Below are 18,656 nucleotides of genomic sequence, written 5' to 3'. Positions count from 1 at the left end.
TCCTTTATATCCGGCCCCGGTCCATCGCATACTCCATCAACCGGTCAACCAGCTCTTCTTTTGTCACTCCCGCTGCTTCCCAAAGCAGGGGATACATGCTGATGGCGGTAAAGCCAGGCATGGTATTGATCTCGTTGAATATGACACTTCCGTCTTCTTTTACAAAAAAGTCCACTCTTGCCAGCCCAAAGCCGTCAACCGCCTGAAATACTAATTTTGCAGCATTTCTCACTGTTTCTGCTGCCCCGTCAGGGAGTTCAGGATTTACCACTGTTTTGGAATCAGAATTATAATACTTGGCATCAAAATCATAAAATTCTGCTGCCGCAAGAATCTCTCCAACTCCCGAGGCCTCTAAAGGGGTATTCCCTCCGCCCAATACGGCACATTCGATCTCCCTGCCTGCGATCATCTCTTCCACCAGAATCTTACGGTCATGCTGACCTGCCAAAATCAAAGCTTCCTTTAACTTTTCCCGATCATCTGCACGGCTGACACCTTTGGAAGAGCCTGCATTGGAGGGCTTTACAAATACCGGGTAAGAAAACTTTTCCTCCACCTTTTTAACAATTGGTTCCAAATCCTTCAGCTGATGACGCATCACGGCTATGTAATCTGCCTGTCTGACTCCCAAATCATCCACAATGATCTTTGTATATAATTTATCCATGGATACTGCCGATGCCAGCACTCCGCAGCCCACATAAGGAATTCCTGCAAGCTCCAGAAGTCCCTGAATGGTTCCGTCTTCTCCAAACAATCCGTGAAGTACAGGAAATACCACATCTGCTTTTACATACTCTGCTTTTTCTCCATCTAATAAAATCACACTTTTCATGGTCGCATCCGGAGATAATACTGCTGATATTTTGCCGTTTTTCCATGTTCCGTCCTGAATTTCTTTGATGGAATCGGTTTTGATCCAATGACCTTCTTCTGTGATTCCAATGATAAGCAAATCATATTTATCTCTATTGATATGGTTAATGACATTGATGACCGACATGCAGGAAACTACATGCTCTGATGACTGGCCGCCAAATAGTACAACCGCATTTTTTTTGCTCATTTCTTTCTCCTTATCAATTTCTTGATTTAACAGCGTTTATATTATAGCACATATGGTTACAATTACAAATAGATTCCAGAAAAAAGGAGACCCCTCTATGAAACAGAAACGTGATTTATTCTTATGTATTACATGCTTATTGCTTGCACTTTTATTTTCCATGGCAGAAGGAAGAAGTACTGATGAAGCACTGGCCGCCCGCATTGCACCTGAAATCCTGCGCTTCCATGTCCTGGCAAACAGTGACAGCACAGACGATCAGAATTTAAAATTAAAAGTACGCACCATGCTCTTAAACACAATATATGAGGAAATGGGAGAAAATGCATCATTAGAAGAAACAAAAACTTATGTCAGGTCCCATAAGGCCAGACTGGAAGAAAAAGCAGAAATGTACATGAGAACTCTGGGATATGATTATCCTGCACATATGGAACTGACCAATACCTACTTTCCTACCAAAACCTATGGCGATATGGTCTTCCCCTGCGGCAATTATGAAGCAGTCAGGGTAAAAATAGGCGAAGGCAAAGGACGCAACTGGTGGTGCGTTCTTTATCCTCCGCTCTGTTTTGTGGATTCCTCTTATGCTGTGGTTCCCGATACCTCCAAAGAAATACTGCGGGAATCCATAGACGCTTCCGACTATAAAAAACTGAATAAAGAAAGTCCGAAAATCCATATTCGTTTGAAAGTAGTTGATTTGCTGAAAAAAGATAAAAAGGATAAAAAGCCTATTGCTCAGAATCCACGATAATGCCTTTTACGGCCCACTGATAGGTCGTATAGGACTGATACAGGTCTGAGTAAGCACTTTGCTTGCCTCCTTCTGCCTGTAAGAATGCCATTTGGGACTGAAGGTATGCGATTTTGCTTAGCATGCCCATCTGGAAGGAGCGTTCTGCTTTTCCATGATCAAGAACCGCCTTGTCATAGGTCGTACAGGCTGCATCATAAGCTGTTTTTGCCTGTTTCACATTCTGATAATAGGCCTGCATGGTAACCGCCACGTTCTGCTCTCCTTCTGAAACACTATCCTGTTTTGCATTCATACCGGTAGTGGTCTTGTCGGAAGAAGCCCGCCGCAGATTAATCAGATTGTAATTGTTTGCAATTGCTTTTGCGGTATCGGCTTCCAGATTGAGAGAAGCAATCTCCTGCATATCCAGCTGCGGAAGGCTTCCGATCTCAGGCACCGCATCTGCGGAATAACCGGTCATAAGGCCAAGAGAACGGCGCAGATTATCAATGGTATTATCCAGGCTGATCAGGGAGGCTTGTGCGGAAAGAACTTCCTTCCGGGCAGACAACACATCATTTTCTGTTGCTGTTCCAATCCTCTGGCCTAATTGCTGGGCCTCATAAGCAGCGTTGCTTAGTTCCGCTGCCTTTTGAAGCAGCGCCCTGTTTGCAACCGCATTGTTATATCCGATCATCACCTGATTGGCATAATATTCATACTGCCTTGAGACCTGTGTGATGGTGAAGTTAATCTTTGAATTAGGCTGCTTAAGCTTCTTTAACGTTCTTTGCATGGCATCCGCATTGGTCTTTAAACTCTTAATCCTTCCCTCCAGAACCAGATACATAGGAACTCCGTCCTTGTTTGTCTCACCGGACTCCTTAAGCGCCTTTGCCTGTTCCTCAAGCGCTTCGATGTCATTTTTTGTCTCAATGCCCCGCATTTCATTATATATATACTCTGCATTTTCAACATTTGCATTGACAGCAGCCACCTTATTCTGCAAATCCGGGTTAAAATACCTTACCAGATCAGAAAGCTCATCAAATTCAATGGTCTGATCCTTCAATCTGCTCCATTGCTCCTCTGTTATCCCTTCCGGTATGGGCTTTTCTGCCTGTCCCGGTCCAACGGCTCCATAAACCGGAAGAACGGACGAGGCGGTAAGCACTGCGGCCAGACAGACCGGCCAAATTTTTTTATTCCTCATATGATCAGCCTCCTGCCGATGCAAGCCCGTTTACTGCGTTGTCATAGGTCTGGATTGCCTGGAACAGCGTAAGCTGTGCTTTTTTTACATTAATGTTCTTTGTATTATAAGCATTCTTCTGCTTTAAGTAATCCAGTCTGCTTAAAGATCCAACCGACTGTTTCCGTTCCGCTGTATCCATGTTTTTGCTTTCCAGCTCAAACTCTGCCACTGCCTGCTCATACGAAGCCTTCGCTTGTAAAACTGCCTGATAACTCTTTACAAGGTCTGAATTAATGTTCTGTTCATTGCTTTTAATCGTACGGGTCAGAGTACTTTTCGTAATCTCTGCCATTGCATTCTCAAGCTTCCGTTTATTGATCTTTAAGGTGTAATTATTGGACAGCGCAGCTTCCTTGTCTGTTTCCGGATTCATGGCTGCGATCCGCTCCATATCCACCTCCGGGATATCACGGATCTCCGGAGCGTCATTGTACTTCCAGCCAAGCATAATGCATAGCTTCTGTCTCGTTTCTTCAATAGAACCATTTAACTTCTCAATCGTGGCCTGAGTGGTCTGAATGCTTTCTTTTGCTGCCAGTACATCTGACTGGGTAGCCATACCGGCATTCAGCTTCACAAGGGCAGACTGGTACTGGGCTTCTAAAAATTCCAGACTGTCCTTTGCTGACTGCAATTCCAGTAACTGCTGAAAATAAGATATCATGGAAGACTGGGCGGTTGCCACCAGATTCGCCTCCTGTTGATCGTAAGTGAGCTGGTATACCATTAAATCTTCCACATTCTTATCGGCACTTTCATCTGCCTGTGCCGCTGCAACAGCACTATTGGCATCGGCAATCGCATTTTCTCCGGTAATCGCACTCCGCGCATCACTGGCTGCATCCCGGTAATACTGGGCATAATCATCTCTGGTGATCCGGCCATCTTTTTTCTTATCATTAATATCAAGCTGGTTTTTCTGGACCGTTACATTGTATTCATGAATCAGGTCTGCCAGTTCATCATATTCCATCACATTGTCTCTAAGCTTTGCCCATTCTTCCGGGGTTCTCGCAAATTCCGGACTGCCGGCCCACACAGTGGCCGCAGGACCGGAAACAGCGAGTACTGCTGTCAGACAACATGCACCGATCTGTTTCCATTTCTTCATCCTTAATCCTCCTTTTCTGGTAATATCTATCATACCATAAATCACACGCCGCCAACGAGCCACTTTCTTCCATATACAGCAAATCACATTTGTATTATCCGGCAGTTACCTTTTCTTTTTTCTTACGGCTCATAATTGAATAAAGTACAGGCAATACCAGCAGAGACAATACGGTAGATGAGGCGAGTCCTCCGATATTTACCAGCGCAAGTCCCTGCATCATCTCTCCGTTTTCTCCGCCGCCTCTGGCAAGAGGAATCAAGGAAAGAATGGCGGTAAGTGCAGTCATCAGAATAGGACGAAGACGGGTAAATCCGGCTTCAATGACTGCATTTCTGGTATCCATGGTCTCATGGTACTGGTTTGCACAGTCTACGTAAAGGATACCGGAGTTAAGAACCGTTCCAATCAATACCAAGAATCCCAGCAATGAGGTCATACTGATGCTGACATTGGTAATCAGCATCAGCCCAAAGGCACCAATAAAACTAAACGGGATGGTTGCCATAACCATGAAGGAGAAGATGGGAGACTCAAACTGTGCCGCCAAAACTACAAATACCAGGAAAATCGCTGTTGCGATTGCAAGGAACAAGTTACCAAATTCTTCGTTCATGGATTCATCTTCGCTGTTGGTTCCTCTTGTAATGGAACCGTTTAAATATTTATTGACTACCTTTTCATCGATATCTTTGATTGCAGCCTTTTTGTCTTTTTCTGTTTTGACCAGATCTGTAAAAGAACCGGTTATAGTAACCTGGAACTGCTTGTTTTTTCTGGTAATTGTGGACGGGCTGTCCTCATAGCCAATGTCTGCAATATCTGTAAGTGCTACAGAGCCGCCGGCCGAATTTGGGATCATGATTCCTTCAACCTTATCCAGAGTATCATAAGAATCATCAGGATATTCCACATGAACGGAAATTTCCTGCCCCTCGCTATCAAATGTCGTTGCTTCCACACCGCTTAACATGCTGTTTAACAGCCCGCCAACCGTTGCCGGTGCAATTCCCTCTGCAGCTGCCTTAATCGGATCTACCTTGATTTTAACAACAGGAGCAGCATTCTCAAGGTCTGAATGAACCTTGATCAGCTCCGGACGGGCAGTCAACTCTGAAACCATCTGATCCGCCGTAGTTTTCAGGCTTTCCAGCTGAGGTCCCTTTAGAATTACTTCCACATCACTGCTGCCGCCGCTTGACATGCTCATGCTTGATGCTAAGTCTATACTTATATTCGTATCCGGAAGCTGGTTCATCTCCTTCTTCCACTTATTCATGACCTGTCTGGTACTTAGCTTTCTATCATCTTTTAAATACGCAGTCAGTTTGGCATCTGAGGAACTATCAAGACTCACTCCGCTGCCGCCGTAGGTCACTGTATAAGATTTTAAATCTTCTTCACTTGTAATAATGGATTCCAGCTTTTGTAAAATCTTATCTACTTCTTCGATTTTAAGTCCTGGCTTCACCTTGGCTGTTACTGTAATGGTACCCTGATCAGTTTCCGGCATGAGTTCAAAGCCCAGCTTTCCAGCCAGCATAAAGGAACCTACCAAAAGCAATACGGCTACAATCATGACCGTAGCTTTTTTATTTAAAAGTCTGCCGATTATATTTCTGTAACCATGCTGGAGAGCCATTACAATCTTACCTAACGGCGAATTGTGCTTCTCTACCGGACGGTACTTGGTATAGCAGAGCGGAACAATGGTCATTGCCGAGATCAAAGAAGCCATCATACAGAATACGATGGTGTATCCCAGAGGTTTAAAGATCTGTCCGGTCATACCGGCAAGAAATGCCAGCGGAATGAAAACAACACACTTGGTGATGGTTCCGCCAAAGATGGACTGCAGCACGGTTTTCGTCCCTTCAATTGCCGAGGCCTCATAATCGGTTCCCTTTTGGGCCCTGAAACAGCTCTCCAGTACTACAATCGAGTCATCAACCATCATACCGACACCAAGTACAATCGCACTCATGGTAATCATGTTCATGGAAAATCCCATGACTGACATCAGTATAAGAGCAACCAGGATCGATACGGGAATGGAACTTCCTACGATCAGGGAGGCTTTGATATCTCCAAAGAACAGGTAAATAATAATCATGGAAATGACAACTGCAAGGATCATGGTCTCCATTACGCTGTATAAGGAGGCTTTAATATTATCACTGGTATCCTCGATAACAACTACATCAAGGTTCTTATGCTCCTGCTTTAAAGTTTCAATGGTCTTGTTTACTGCCTTTGACACTTCAATAGCACTGCTTTTCTGCTGTTTATTCACAGATAATGTAATGGTATCTTTCCCATCATAGCGGCCGATGGCTTCCTGCTTTTTCACCGTATTTTCGATATCTGCAACGTCTTCAAGATAGATCGTCTTGCCGCTTCCTGCTACGATAGGAACCTTCTTTAAGCTGTCAATAGTATTCACTTCCACGGAAGTGCTGACTGCCAGTTTCCTGCTGCCCACTCCCGTACTGCCGGCCGGATATGTGAAATCAGAGGATTTAATGGCCTGGGTAATGGAGTTCATGCTCAAATGGTACTGGTTCAGTTTTTCAGGATTGATGCGGACCCTGATATAACCTTCCCGGCCGCCGCTGGAATCAACGCTTGCAATGGAACTGATTTTCTCAAATTCCGGTATAATTTCAGCCTGCACATAATTATAGAGGTTTTCCTGAGACGGATCGTTCACTGCCAGAGTGACTACCGGCATTGCACTGATATCAAGCTCCATAATACTTGGTGTCTCCACATCATCCGGTAATTCAATGTTATCCATCTTCTTCTTTAAATCATTGTAAGCCTTATCCATATCCGTGCCGTATTCATACTGCAGCATGATAATGGAAACATTCTCTTTGGAAGTAGACTGAACGGTTTTAATGCCGGAAAGAGTTCCGACCGCATCTTCAATCGGCTTACTGACCAGATCGTTAATATCTTCCGGGCTGGCGCCTGCATAAACGCTGCTGATAGTCAAAATCGGATAGTTCATCTCCGGAATCAATTCCAGCTTTGAAGAAAGTACCGAGGATAAACCAAAAACGATCAGGCAAAGTACTACAAGGACCGTGGTAACCGGGCGCTTTAAGGCAAATTTTGTTATTCCCATATCTGTCTATGCCCCCTTACTGGGCTGATCCGGAAGTCTCCGTAAGGGTTCCTTCCGTTTCAGCCGCGGCATCTGATGTCGTTCCTTCTGCCGCCTGTTTTTCATCTGTTGTTTCGTCTGTTAATGTTACTACAGACCCATCGTAAAGTTCACTGGTCCATGTGGCAACTACCTGGTCATCGGCACCAATCCCCTCCTTGATTTCTGTATAGTTATTGTCTGCCAGACCTACAGTGACTGCATTCTTTTTTAATTTTCCATCAACATATGTATAGACAAATGGATTACCGCCTTCGTAGTAAACACTGTCAACCGGCACAGATAATACATTCTCTGCCCTCTGGGAGATGACATAAAGTTTTACGGAGGTTCCGGTAGCTAGTGTATTTCCATCAGGTACGGATGCTTTGACTTTAAATAAACCGCTTGCCTGATCGATCATGGAACTGACTTCTGTAATGGTTGCTGAACGGTCGGTTCCGTTTTTCTCGACTCTGATGCTGTCTCCTGTCTTTAAGCCGTTCACAATTCGTTCCGGAACATAAAAAGTAACTGCCTTTCCTCCTTCACCGGAAATAACACAAAGGTTGGTCTGCGGGGAAACCATATCGTGAACCTTTACATTAAAGCTTTCCACCCGTCCGGCAATGGGTGCTGTCACCTGGCTGCTTTCCAGCTGGATGTTGTACGCGATCTTTGCATTATCATACTGAAGCTTTGCAAGCTGTACTTTGTCAACAAGAGACTGGTAATCCGCCTCAGCAACATCTCCGGCCTGATAAAGAACCGTATAACGGTCTAAATTCTTTTTCGCCTCCTCGTAGCTGATTCTTGCAGTTTCCGCTGTTATCCTGGAACTTTCCACCTGTTTGGTATCAATGACGCAAAGCAGCTGTCCGGCAGTTACCATATCACCGGTCTGAACATTAACACTTGTAATCTCTCCGGATCCCAACGGGGTCACATACACGATACTGTCCGGTTCAATGGTACCGATCAGCTCGCTGCTCAACTCGATGGTCCGGTTCTCCGGTTTTACAACGGTTACTGCTGGCGGAACTTCCGCCACGATCTCTTCCTTATTCCCTCCAAGTATCCTGGGAACGACAAGTCCTGCCACTACAGCGATTACTATGACGGAACCTGCAATCTTTATGATTTTTTTCTTTGTCATGATGCACTCCTTTTGCCTCTTTATGATTTTACATCTTGTTTACGAATTCCATATTGAAAAATTTCTAATTTTTGGGAAAAAATTTTCTTAATTTTTTCCTTATCCTCCGGATGGGCATAATACCACTCCAGCCCCTTTGCCATCTCATAAAACATCATGGACACCAGCATTCCAAAGGTTTCTATGCTCTGATCCTTAAAATCCGATTTATCAATGGATTGATACATGACTCTAAGCATAGAGAACTGTCCGGGTGAAATTTTTTGACACAGGTGATTGGTCACGCCAAACATCTGTACACTGTCTATGATGTTTTTCACCAACTGCAGAAAATTTTCCTTTGTGTTGAACACGCTTTCATCCATAAACGATTCTATTGTTTTCCACAAATCCCCATGATTCTTTTTCGCACTGGCTTCCCAGGTACTTTGAAAATTCTCTGCTGCATTCTCAAAGATATAAGAAAGTACATCATGCTTATCTTCAAAATAAGTATAAAAACTTCCTCTTGAGATTCCGGCAGTTTTTATGATCTTATTAATAGACGCCTTTTCAAATGGTACCCGGATGAATTCCTCTAAAGCTGCTTCCCGTATGATGTCCTTTTTCCCTGCCGGAAGATTATAAAATCGTTCTGTTGGCATTTTTTCACCTCACTTTTTCTGCTCCCTCTTCCCAGATATATAAAACACAAAGGTGACAACATGCCATTTATTATAATGACACGTTGTCACCTTGTCAAGAAAGGTTATATTTATTTAATAATTTTTCCCATTACTTTTATTTTTCCTTGTCCAGATACTCCTTTAAGGCTTCATCACTTTCCTCAATCCAGATATCTTCCTCCTCTGCGTTCAGTCCAAGAAAACGGGCAAGGGTGTCTGTTGTGGTGCTTTTGTTCCATTCATCAATAAAATCATCAAGTGCTTCAAACCCGATCTCACCGGCCAGATACTTTTCTTTAAATGTCATTGAAAGACCTCCTCTTTGTTAATCCTGCTCCTTAATATTCCTTGAGACCGTGATCTCCTGATTATCAATATGTTCTCTCATGGCTTCTTTGGCTTCTTCTACCTGGCGTTTTCTGACCGCCTCCAATATATTATCATGCTCCAGCAGCAATACCTGGCGCTTATCTTTGTCTTTGATGTATTCTAACCGGTAGCGGTACATCTGTTCCCTTAAGTTATTGATCATCTGCACCAGTCTGTCATTGCAGGTGCCTTTATAAATTACATCGTGATATGCTTCATCCGTCTCAGCGATCTCCATGGGAGTACCATTTAACACAGCCTCCTTAAAATCTTCCTGACGTCTTTCAAGTTCTTCCACTTCGTCGGGAAGCATACGCTGGCATGCAAGCTCGATGGCCAGTTCTTCTAAAGATCTGCGGACTTCCAATACATCTCTTAAACTTTTTTCAGAGATCTTTGCAACCTCTGCTCCCTTTCTGGGAATCATGAGCACAAGACCTTCCAGTTCAAGCTTTCGGATGGCTTCCCTGATGGGCGTTCGGCTGACTCCAAGCCGTTCTGCCAGCTGAATCTCCATCAGGCGCTCCCCCGGTGCAAGCTCTCCCTTTAAGATTGCCTGTCGCAGGGTGTTGAAGACCACATCACGAAGCGGCAGATATTCATTCATATTGACTTTTAGATCATTTCCCATTGGTAACCTCCTTGGTGTTATAAAAGTTCGTTAAGTATACCTGTTTTACCAGGTCTTTGCTTTCGCCGTAGCGCAGCTCTTCATATGCATGTTCTGCTGCTTTGGGGCTGATAAAGATTCCGAACACGGTCGGACCGCTTCCGCTCATCAATGCATTGACCGCTCCCAGTTCTTTTATCTTTTCCTTGATTTGTGCGATGACGGGATATTCTTTGATGGTGACTGTTTCAAGCACGTTTCCCAGGCGCTCGGAAACCTGATAGATGTCATGGTTTTGAATGGCTTCGATCATCCCGTCAATATCCGGATGGTCTTCTTCCTTTAATCCCCCGGCATCCAGGTTCTCGTAAACAAATTTGGTAGACACGCTGACCGCAGGCTTCGCAATCAGTACCTGGCATTGAGGCATATCCGGAAGAGGAGTCAGAATCTCACCGATTCCTTCGGAAAGAGCGGTCCCCCTCATCACGCAGTACGGAACATCAGCTCCGATCTTAAGTCCCCGTTCCATTAAATCCTCTCTGGAAAGACCCAGCTGGAACATCTTGTTCACTCCAAACAAAACCGCAGCGGCATCACTGCTGCCTCCTGCCATTCCGGCAGACACCGGGATGAATTTCTTTAAATCAATCCGAATGCCGTGAGCCACATGAAACTCATCCATAAGGAGCCTGGCCGCCTTATAAACCAGATTGTTCTCATTGACAGGAAGATAAAATAGATTTGTTACGATTTCAATGCCCGGTGTTTCTTTTAAATAAATGTCAATCTTATCATAAAGGCCCACGGTCTGCATGATCATACGCACATCATGATATCCGTCTTCCCGTTTTCTCAAAACATCAAGCCCCAGATTAATTTTCCCATATGCTTTTAATCCCAGATGTCTTATCATAGGCAGATAGACCTCACTTTTTTAAATTGTATTTTTATATTTTTTTGTATACAGTATTTAGTATATACCCAAATGAAGAAAAGTACAAGTGTTATTCTTTTAACGTATGTTTCTACAAAGTTACAGTAAAAAAGCTCCGGCAGCTATAGAGCCGGAGCTTGTCTTTTTTTCGTCTTGATTGGTCATAAAAACTCTTCCATGGCCTTTTCCATGTCTTTTAATGCTGCAGCATAGGTTTTGAATGCCTCCTCAGCTCTGCAATCCTGTTTTCCCTTATAACAGATCCGGTGTTCCATGCTTGCCCATAAGTCCATGGACATGGTCCGAAGCTGGATCTCAACCGGGTAATATTCCATTCCATCCGTATGATAAACAGGAACACCGAAAACGATATGATAGCTCCGGTAGCCGTTGGGCTTTGGTGCTGCAATGTAATCGCATTCCTTTATTATTACAATATCCGTCTGCTTCTTCAGCAGATCAACGATGGAATAAATGTCCCTTACAAAAAAACAGATGACCCGGATTCCGGCAATGTCCGTCAGATAGTTTCTGGCCGAATCTGTATTGGCTTCATATCCGTTCTTTAAAAGCTTTTTCTCAATGCTTTCCTTTTGCTTGATTCTGTGCTGAATGTGGTGAATCGGATAATTCTGATATTTCCGTCTGTAATCCTGATTCAGTACATCCACTCTGACACGGATGTTCTTAAGTGCATCCTCATAAGGCTGGACAAAGCAGAGGTACTCTTCTTCGGTCATATTCCACCTCCTGGCAATTCCTTATCATGGAAACTAAGTATATCCTTTTTTTGTGTCCATATCGTGACGAAAGTATGAATTAGAAAAAGCTGTCCCCCCATGCCTTGGCACGGTTACCGGACAGCTTTCTTTCATGAATGGACTTATTCCTGTCCGTTCTTTTCTTCTTCAGATTTTACTTTAGGATTCTCGTCTCCCTTTCCCATAAGGATGCTGCTTACCTGCTCTTCCTCATCGGCAAAAAGCGGTCTTAATTCATCATCCGGCCGGTCGGTCTTTGGCATATACAAATCAAAAACCGGAGAAAGAATATAGGAATTTATAAATGCAAGAAGCGGAAATCCAAACAGCATGAATATCATAAGCACCGGGGGCACCATGAAAACAAAACCGGCAGCAACCAGCACGCCATTGATCACGATCATTCCGATAGTTTTGAACAAATGGCGGAGAGACATGAAAAATGCATTAAAAAATGTACGTCTCACACTGTTGTAAAATCTGGACTGAAGCGGAAAAATGTACATGAACACTGCTGCATATACAATGATCATCGCTAAAAATACGGTGAGCATCACGGTTTTTAAGTTTCCTGAACCAGTGTAGATTCTGGTAAAGAAATAAAAGTCCACACCAAGGATTGCGCCTACCACCAGCAGGATCAGCCAGATCGCCGTGGCCTGCTTAAAATTTTCTTTAAATGATTTGAAAAAAGACTTAATGGTGTATCCGTCATCATCTCTGGCAAGCTTCAGCGTCACATAATAAACAGCAGTGGTGGAAGCTCCAATGGTAAAAATCGGAATACTGCACACAAGCCACAAAATATTTAAAAGTATCAAGTCTCCGAATTTGCCGATAAAGCGCCACACCGGATTATCATAATTAAAAAAACCAGATAACATAAGTCATTCCCCTTCTCTTATAGCGTCAAAACACATTATAGCGGATTTACTAATAAAAAGCAAACATTCTTGTTTATTTCATTAAAAATTTATAATTATTTTTTAAAATATCCTCTATCTTATGGTATAATCATAAAAGTATTTGCAATAAAAAAGAAAGAGGAGCAGATTATGACCCCTTACGAAGACAAAACCTTAAAAGACAGCTTGCGGGAAGAGAGAAAAAAGCTGAAAGACATGGGCCTCAAAGACAAGCTGTGGTATATCTGGGAATATTATAAATTCCCCATCATCGGTGTCATCGTGGCCCTATTCCTTGTGATCTCCGTCAGCTCTGTCATTTATAACAACCGGTTTGATACCGCTCTTAACTGCGTTATTTTAAACAGCCGGGTAACCAGCCAGACCACCTCCCCGGAAGACTACTTTGACACGGGTTTCCGTCAATATATAAATCTTCCTGAGGATACAAAAATCGAAGTGAACCATTCCATGTCTCTGACCTTTGATGAATCCGCCATGAGCGATTTTACCTATGCGGAATTAGCAAAGCTCTCTGCTATGATAACAACCAAGGAACTTGACGTAATCATCGGCAGAAAGGATACCATCGACCACTTTGGACAGATGGGCGGATTTACGGATCTGACCCAGCTTTTAACCCCACAGGAGTATGAAAAGGTGAAAGACCGCATCTATTTCGTAACCGTGGAAGAGACAGGGGAAAAGGTTGCCGGAGGCATTCTTCTTGACGGAGATGACTTCACAAAGAAAACCGGACTTTCCATTGACGGCCCCATACTCTCAGTTATGACCAATTCCACTCATAAAGACACAGCGGCCGGCTTGATCCGCTACATGTTCGGGCTATAAGTTTAAATCCAAGGTCTTCTGCCAGCTTTACCGACGGATCGTTGTCTTCCAGGATTCTTGCATAGACCTTTGGAGAGATTGCTTCCGCCCCATAGGATAATATGGCTTTGCAGGCTTCTTTGGCAAATCCATTTCTCCGGAAACCGGAAAAGATATGATATCCCAGCTCCACCGGGGTATCATTTTCTTTTATTACCCTTAAAAACTCTTCCGGTCCTGTTAAATCCATGGGAAAGATACCGGCCTTTCCCACAAGCCGCCCGGTCTGTTTCTCTATGACCGCCCAAATGCCAAATTCATAAAAACCATACTGGCACCGGATATAGTCTCTTAAGCATTCCTGATTGAAAAAAGCAGCTTCGTTTTCCCCGCCGCCAGGCTCGTCGGGTATCTGCCTGAAGTCCTCTTTTATAAATTCTCTGATAGTAAGACGTTTCGTATCTGCAATCAGCCATGGAAGGCCTTTTCTTCTTTTTACGACCCGCACTAAGAACTCGTCGTCAATATCATCCAGAGATTCCACCACATAAGAGGCCGGAGAAAGGTTTTGTTCTTTTTTCTCCCTGTCCCATAAACCAATAACAGCCCTGCCTTCTGCATAAGCAGAACACAGGGCCTTTGGATCATCAGACACGGTAATCTTAAATGTATTTCCTTCTATTATAATTTCCCGTTCCAGAGTCATGGGTTTAGCAGGTTTCCGGTTCCGGATATTCTTCCCCAAAGGTATCGACGGTTATGGACTTGATCTTCTGCTCGGTCATGGGACGGTCGTTATAATCGGTCTTAACCTCGGCGATCTTATTCACAATATCCATTCCTTCCGTAACTTTACCAAATGCCGCATAAGCACCATCCAGATGTGGAGCTGCCTTATGCATGATAAAGAACTGGGACCCTGCAGAATCCGGATGCATGGCTCTTGCCATGGAAAGAACGCCTTCGGTATGCTTGAATGCATTGGCTACACCGTTCTGGCTGAATTCTCCTTTGATGGAGTAGCCCGGGCCTCCGGTTCCGTTTCCATCCGGGCATCCGCCCTGAAGCATGAAACCGTTGATAACTCTGTGAAAAATCAGACCGTCATAAAAACCTTTTTTTACCAGGCTGATATAATTATTAACTGTGTTTGGTGCGATCTCCGGATAAAGCTCTGCCTTGATCACATCGCCGTTTTCCATTGTAATTGTTATTACCGGATTCTTCATATTGTTCTCCCTTTCTCGCTGTTAAGCTCGCATATGTCTGTATTTTATCAAATCCTTATGAGTTTGTCCAGTTATTCATATTTTGTTTAAAATTCATTCAAAAATCTTTTACACAAACAACATGGTTTCTTCATGTTTCGTGGATATAATAATCATGTAAAGAAAATTACTAATAAGATTTTTTTCATAATACGGGCTGGTAACAATTACCAGCCCTCCTCCCTTTTTCATTACTTTTTGCCGAACGCATTGCATGGCTGGAATCCTGTTCCAGCCATGCATTTTTTGTCATATACCGCCAAGATTTACGAGTCTTTGATAGGGTGACTCCTCTTCATACAGCCCTGCGGTCCCTACCTGAATGTTGTCATAGGTTTTAAAGAAGTACTCACAGGTTGCCGTATTTATAAAAGCAGTATACCTGGTATAGTCGTATTCGTTGCGGCTGGTAATCACGGCACCTTTGGGCACGGTAACGCTTTCCATGATATGAAAGCAGGAAACAACGGCTTCATTCCTGCTTTCCGGAACCGGAAGAAAGGATTTTAAATAAGACGTGCGGACAAACCGTGCAGGTGAGGTATAACCGCCGGGAAGAATCTGTGTCCCTCCCGCCTGTCCAAAAGGAGTCAGGCGGTAATCTCCCCAGAATGCCTCTTCCGTCTGTACAGGACTTGCTTCCATATAATTTCTTAAGTTTGTCATATGCCATTTAAAATCCGGACTGTTTGCCAGGACACCTATCGGATTATCAAATACTTCCAGACCACGGTCCGTCTGTTCTATGACAACGCAGTTTCCGCCCCTGTCTGCGGCGATCCAGTGGAGAGGGGCTACGGTCCTTGTCACCGGATCTTCCAGACCTGTAATTTTTACCTGCCTCAGTAATCGTTTTAATTCCTCTGTATTTGCACAGTTTCCCAACAGGTAATGGAGGAACTCAAAGGAAGCGATCGATTCTTCCTGTCCGTTTCCGGGTCCGGTATTATATCTGGCATAGCCTGCAAAATAAAGAGCTGCCGCTGCAAATCCCATTTCATTGACCCCGTCAAAAAAGCCTAACAGCCCCTCGAGTTCCTGTCCGATGCCGATGAACCGGTACCTGTTGCGGATTTTTCTCATATTTAAAACATTATTCCATTCATATCCTGAGGGTACAATATAAATATGAGGATCAATATCGTAAGAAAAATCCATATTTCTTCCGAAAAAAGTTTCTCCCTGTCCGGACTGCAGAGTAATTGCCGTACACATAGGAATATGCCTCCTGCTTACAATTGCTTACTTATTTATATGGAAGCAATCCGAATTTATGCATGCCGGTATACAACAACCGTTATTTCGGCACCGTTACTTCTTTCATTAAAAAGATCAGGGCCATGATGTTTGGCAGGGCCATGAGTCCGTTCCATATATCGGAGAACTCCCAAACCGTTTCCAGCTTTGCAAGACAGCCTGTAAATACTGCGCCCAAATACAGTATGGTGTATACCTTTCCCCTTAACAGGCGCTGCAAAAGATAGAGGATCTTTCTTTTTTTCAGACTTTCCGCCAGATAAGTGGCGGCCTGACGCCCCAGATAGTACCATGCAATAATCGTTGCAAATGCGAATACCAGCATCGCACCGGAAACCACGTACTGCCCCAGAGGGCCAAGCCGTTTGGAAAAGCTGTAAGCGGTCAGAGCTGCTCCGTCATAACCGGAGCCTGCCGCATCACCATCCGTCATGCAGAGAATTACAAAGGCTGTCATGGTGCAGATTAAGACGGTATCAAAAAACACTTCAAACATGGCCCACATTCCCTGCTGCTCCGGAGTCGTATCTTCTGCAGCTCCATGAAGCACTGCCATGCTCCCAAGCCCCGCTTCATTGGAAAATACGCCTCTTGATATGCCGTATTGCAGACTTTTGCTGATGCCATACCCTGCGGTTCCTGAAAAGATAGAGATGGGTTGAAACGCATCTTTAAAAATGCATTGAAAAATATATGGTATTTTATCAAAACAGGACATAATAACCACCATGGAAAACAGCATGTAAATACCGGCTGAAACGGGAATCAGACGTTCAGAAACAAACGCAATCCTGCTGATCCCCCCAAGGATTACCAAAAATACGGTTCCCGTCAACAGTACCCCAATGGAAGCGGAAGGAATGCCAAAGGAATATTCCATGGTTTCTGCAATGGAATTGGACTGGACCATACTGCCCATGCCAAGAGAAACCATAATGCACAGAAAGCTGTAAAGCATTCCGATTCCAGGCAGCTTAAGCCCACGTTCCAGATAAACCATGGGACCGCATATCCATGCACCATTACGGTCCCTGTAGCGGTAACGGATTCCCAGCATGGTTTCTGCATAGCCTGTCATCATACCGATTGCAGCTGACACCCACATCCAAAAGATGGCCCCCGCCCCGCCGGCGGTGAGCGCCGTGGCAACTCCAACGATATTGCCGGTTCCAATGGTGGCGGCAAGAGCCGTACAGGCTGTCTGGAATTTAGTTACTCCGTCTTTGCTGTCTTCCTCTTCCTGTATGCTTCCAATGGTTTTCATCCACCAGTAAGGCAGTTTTCTGATTTGAAAAAAGCCGGTTTTTATGGTGTATATAATACCAATCCCAAGAAAGAGAGTCAAAAGCCATGGCCCCCATACCAGTTCATGTATGCGATGTATCATAGAATCATCTCCTGAATGCTTTCCTTAACACATATTCTGAGAAATTGCATAGTATGAAAATTTCCAATGATTTTCACACAAAATAAATGAACCTATGGTATAATCAATTTATGTGCCATTGTACTTATTAAAAATGAGAGGTGAACAATATGCCCGGTTTTACAACCCATTATCTGCTGGGAGTCAGGGTCTTTAATGATATGCCAAACAACCCCTTAAAGCGTATTATTTCCAAATACCGCTGGCTTTACCAGCTTGGTCTTCAGGGTCCGGATATTTTTTTTTACAATATACCTATTCTCCGTCACAGGGACTACAGAAACGTAGGCTCCTATATGCACGAAAACCATGTACATGATTTTTTTGTCACCTGCTTAAACCACCTGTCTCAGATTGAATCAAGGCAGCAGCGGGAACAGGCCATCTCCTATATGAGCGGCTTTTTCTGCCATTACATCGGAGACTCCATCTGCCATCCTTATGTTTACGGCAGAATTGAATACGATGTTAAAAATTCCAGCAACTATCACCACGGCCTGCATGCCATGCTGGAGAATGATATTGATGCACTGCTTCTTATGAAGTATAAGAAAAAAAAGCCGTCTCAGTTTAATCAGGCAGCCACCATCTGCTTAAACGGTCAGGAAATCCAGTTTATTTCAAAGTTCTTATCGGGCTGTATCAATGAAACCTATTACCCCTTAAATTACCGGAACAATTTTCAGGTGACACCCAGAATGGTCTCACGGTCCATTTTTGCCATGCGGCTGGGCTGCCGGACACTTGCAGATCCGAAAAGCCGGAAAAAGAACAGCATTGAATTTTTGGAATCCCTGTTCTTACGCAATCCAATTGCGTCAAAGAAGCTGGTTACGGACATTCCGCCGGACCCTGTGGTTACGTTTAATTTAAAGCATGAAACCTGGTGCAACCCATGGAACCGCAAGCTGGCTTCCAAAGCCTCCTTCCCTGAGCTTTTTCATCAGACCATGGCCAAATGCAGCGATGTGTTCTATCTGCTTAATGAAGAACTGACATCCCCTGTTCCGTTAAAGGGTCTGGATCATAACAGGCTGTTAAAGGAGCTTGGAAACTATTCCTACCACAGCGGTCTGGCTGTGGATACGGAATGAGATAATCATTATAAATAAAAACATGGACCGGATTGACCGCAATCAATTCCTGTCC

At 44.0% G+C, this 18,656-nt stretch carries 18 protein-coding genes; 3 read left to right on the top strand and 15 right to left on the bottom strand.

The window, feature by feature from the left end:
* Positions 1 to 4: 4 nt before the first annotated feature.
* Positions 5 to 1,069 (bottom strand): D-alanine--D-alanine ligase family protein, encoded by a 1,065-nt coding sequence (locus ACLTWA_RS14805; protein WP_412328674.1) that lies wholly within the window; start codon positions 1,067 to 1,069, stop codon positions 5 to 7.
* A 97-nt stretch (positions 1,070 to 1,166) separates the two neighbouring features.
* Here ACLTWA_RS14805 and spoIIR point away from each other — a divergent pair, with 97 nt between their 5' ends.
* Positions 1,167 to 1,826, top strand: coding sequence for a stage II sporulation protein R (gene spoIIR / locus ACLTWA_RS14800; RefSeq protein WP_412328673.1), 660 nt, complete (start codon positions 1,167 to 1,169; stop codon positions 1,824 to 1,826).
* On the opposite strand, the gene ACLTWA_RS14795 is transcribed toward spoIIR, so the two are convergent.
* The 10 genes from ACLTWA_RS14795 to ACLTWA_RS14750 form a co-directional block, all read right to left on the bottom strand.
* The gene (locus tag ACLTWA_RS14795) at positions 1,804 to 3,021 is read right to left on the bottom strand and encodes a hypothetical protein (protein WP_412328672.1); all 1,218 of its coding nucleotides are present in this window, start codon (positions 3,019 to 3,021) and stop codon (positions 1,804 to 1,806) included. The genes spoIIR and ACLTWA_RS14795 overlap by 23 nt on opposite strands.
* Positions 3,022 to 3,025: 4 nt before the next feature.
* Entirely contained in the window at positions 3,026 to 4,174 is a 1,149-nt protein-coding gene (locus ACLTWA_RS14790) for a TolC family protein (protein ID WP_412328671.1), read from the bottom strand.
* Positions 4,175 to 4,268: 94 nt separating this feature from the next.
* Positions 4,269 to 7,304, bottom strand: coding sequence for an efflux RND transporter permease subunit (locus ACLTWA_RS14785; protein WP_412328670.1), 3,036 nt, complete (start codon positions 7,302 to 7,304; stop codon positions 4,269 to 4,271).
* Between the two features lie 16 nt (positions 7,305 to 7,320).
* Positions 7,321 to 8,478, bottom strand: coding sequence for an efflux RND transporter periplasmic adaptor subunit (locus tag ACLTWA_RS14780; RefSeq protein WP_412328669.1), 1,158 nt, complete (start codon positions 8,476 to 8,478; stop codon positions 7,321 to 7,323).
* 20 nt (positions 8,479 to 8,498) lie between these two features.
* Entirely contained in the window at positions 8,499 to 9,122 is a 624-nt protein-coding gene (locus ACLTWA_RS14775; RefSeq protein ID WP_412328668.1) for a TetR family transcriptional regulator, read from the bottom strand.
* Positions 9,123 to 9,258: 136 nt separating this feature from the next.
* On the bottom strand, positions 9,259 to 9,450 hold the full coding sequence (locus tag ACLTWA_RS14770) for a hypothetical protein (RefSeq protein WP_412328667.1): 192 nt from the start codon (positions 9,448 to 9,450) through the stop codon (positions 9,259 to 9,261).
* 18 nt (positions 9,451 to 9,468) lie between these two features.
* Positions 9,469 to 10,143, bottom strand: a complete 675-nt coding sequence (locus ACLTWA_RS14765) for a GntR family transcriptional regulator (protein WP_412328666.1) — start codon at positions 10,141 to 10,143, stop codon at positions 9,469 to 9,471.
* Complete coding sequence (ispE, locus tag ACLTWA_RS14760) at positions 10,133 to 11,038, bottom strand: 4-(cytidine 5'-diphospho)-2-C-methyl-D-erythritol kinase (RefSeq protein ID WP_412328665.1); 906 nt, start codon at positions 11,036 to 11,038, stop codon at positions 10,133 to 10,135. The genes ACLTWA_RS14765 and ispE overlap by 11 nt, the downstream gene beginning before the upstream one ends.
* Positions 11,039 to 11,220: 182 nt before the next feature.
* Positions 11,221 to 11,799 carry a GTP pyrophosphokinase family protein gene (locus ACLTWA_RS14755; protein WP_412328664.1) on the bottom strand — a complete coding sequence of 193 codons (579 nt, stop codon included), beginning with the start codon at positions 11,797 to 11,799 and terminating at the stop codon, positions 11,221 to 11,223.
* A gap of 143 nt (positions 11,800 to 11,942) precedes the next feature.
* Positions 11,943 to 12,704, bottom strand: a complete 762-nt coding sequence (locus ACLTWA_RS14750) for a YesL family protein (protein ID WP_412328663.1) — start codon at positions 12,702 to 12,704, stop codon at positions 11,943 to 11,945.
* Positions 12,705 to 12,875: 171 nt separating this feature from the next.
* On the opposite strand from ACLTWA_RS14750, the gene ACLTWA_RS14745 reads away from it, so the two are divergent.
* On the top strand, positions 12,876 to 13,577 hold the full coding sequence (locus ACLTWA_RS14745) for a hypothetical protein (RefSeq protein ID WP_412328662.1): 702 nt from the start codon (positions 12,876 to 12,878) through the stop codon (positions 13,575 to 13,577).
* On the opposite strand, the gene ACLTWA_RS14740 is transcribed toward ACLTWA_RS14745, so the two are convergent.
* From ACLTWA_RS14740 to ACLTWA_RS14725, 4 genes are all read right to left on the bottom strand, one after another.
* On the bottom strand, positions 13,513 to 14,262 hold the full coding sequence (locus tag ACLTWA_RS14740) for a GNAT family N-acetyltransferase (protein WP_412328661.1): 750 nt from the start codon (positions 14,260 to 14,262) through the stop codon (positions 13,513 to 13,515). The two genes, ACLTWA_RS14745 and ACLTWA_RS14740, sit on opposite strands and share 65 nt — an antisense overlap.
* A gap of 4 nt (positions 14,263 to 14,266) precedes the next feature.
* Complete coding sequence (locus ACLTWA_RS14735) at positions 14,267 to 14,785, bottom strand: peptidylprolyl isomerase (protein WP_412328660.1); 519 nt, start codon at positions 14,783 to 14,785, stop codon at positions 14,267 to 14,269.
* A gap of 288 nt (positions 14,786 to 15,073) precedes the next feature.
* Positions 15,074 to 16,039 (bottom strand): linear amide C-N hydrolase, encoded by a 966-nt coding sequence (locus ACLTWA_RS14730; RefSeq protein WP_412328659.1) that lies wholly within the window; start codon positions 16,037 to 16,039, stop codon positions 15,074 to 15,076.
* Positions 16,040 to 16,121: 82 nt separating this feature from the next.
* Positions 16,122 to 17,468, bottom strand: coding sequence for an alanine/glycine:cation symporter family protein (locus ACLTWA_RS14725; protein ID WP_412328658.1), 1,347 nt, complete (start codon positions 17,466 to 17,468; stop codon positions 16,122 to 16,124).
* Between the two features lie 149 nt (positions 17,469 to 17,617).
* Here ACLTWA_RS14725 and ACLTWA_RS14720 point away from each other — a divergent pair, with 149 nt between their 5' ends.
* Positions 17,618 to 18,601 (top strand): zinc dependent phospholipase C family protein, encoded by a 984-nt coding sequence (locus ACLTWA_RS14720; RefSeq protein WP_412328657.1) that lies wholly within the window; start codon positions 17,618 to 17,620, stop codon positions 18,599 to 18,601.
* Positions 18,602 to 18,656 lie beyond the last annotated feature (55 nt).

The organism is Lacrimispora sp. (assembly GCF_046972725.1).
Lineage (GTDB): Bacteria > Bacillota > Clostridia > Lachnospirales > Lachnospiraceae > Lacrimispora.
This window is presented reverse-complemented; position numbering and strand designations above follow the sequence as displayed.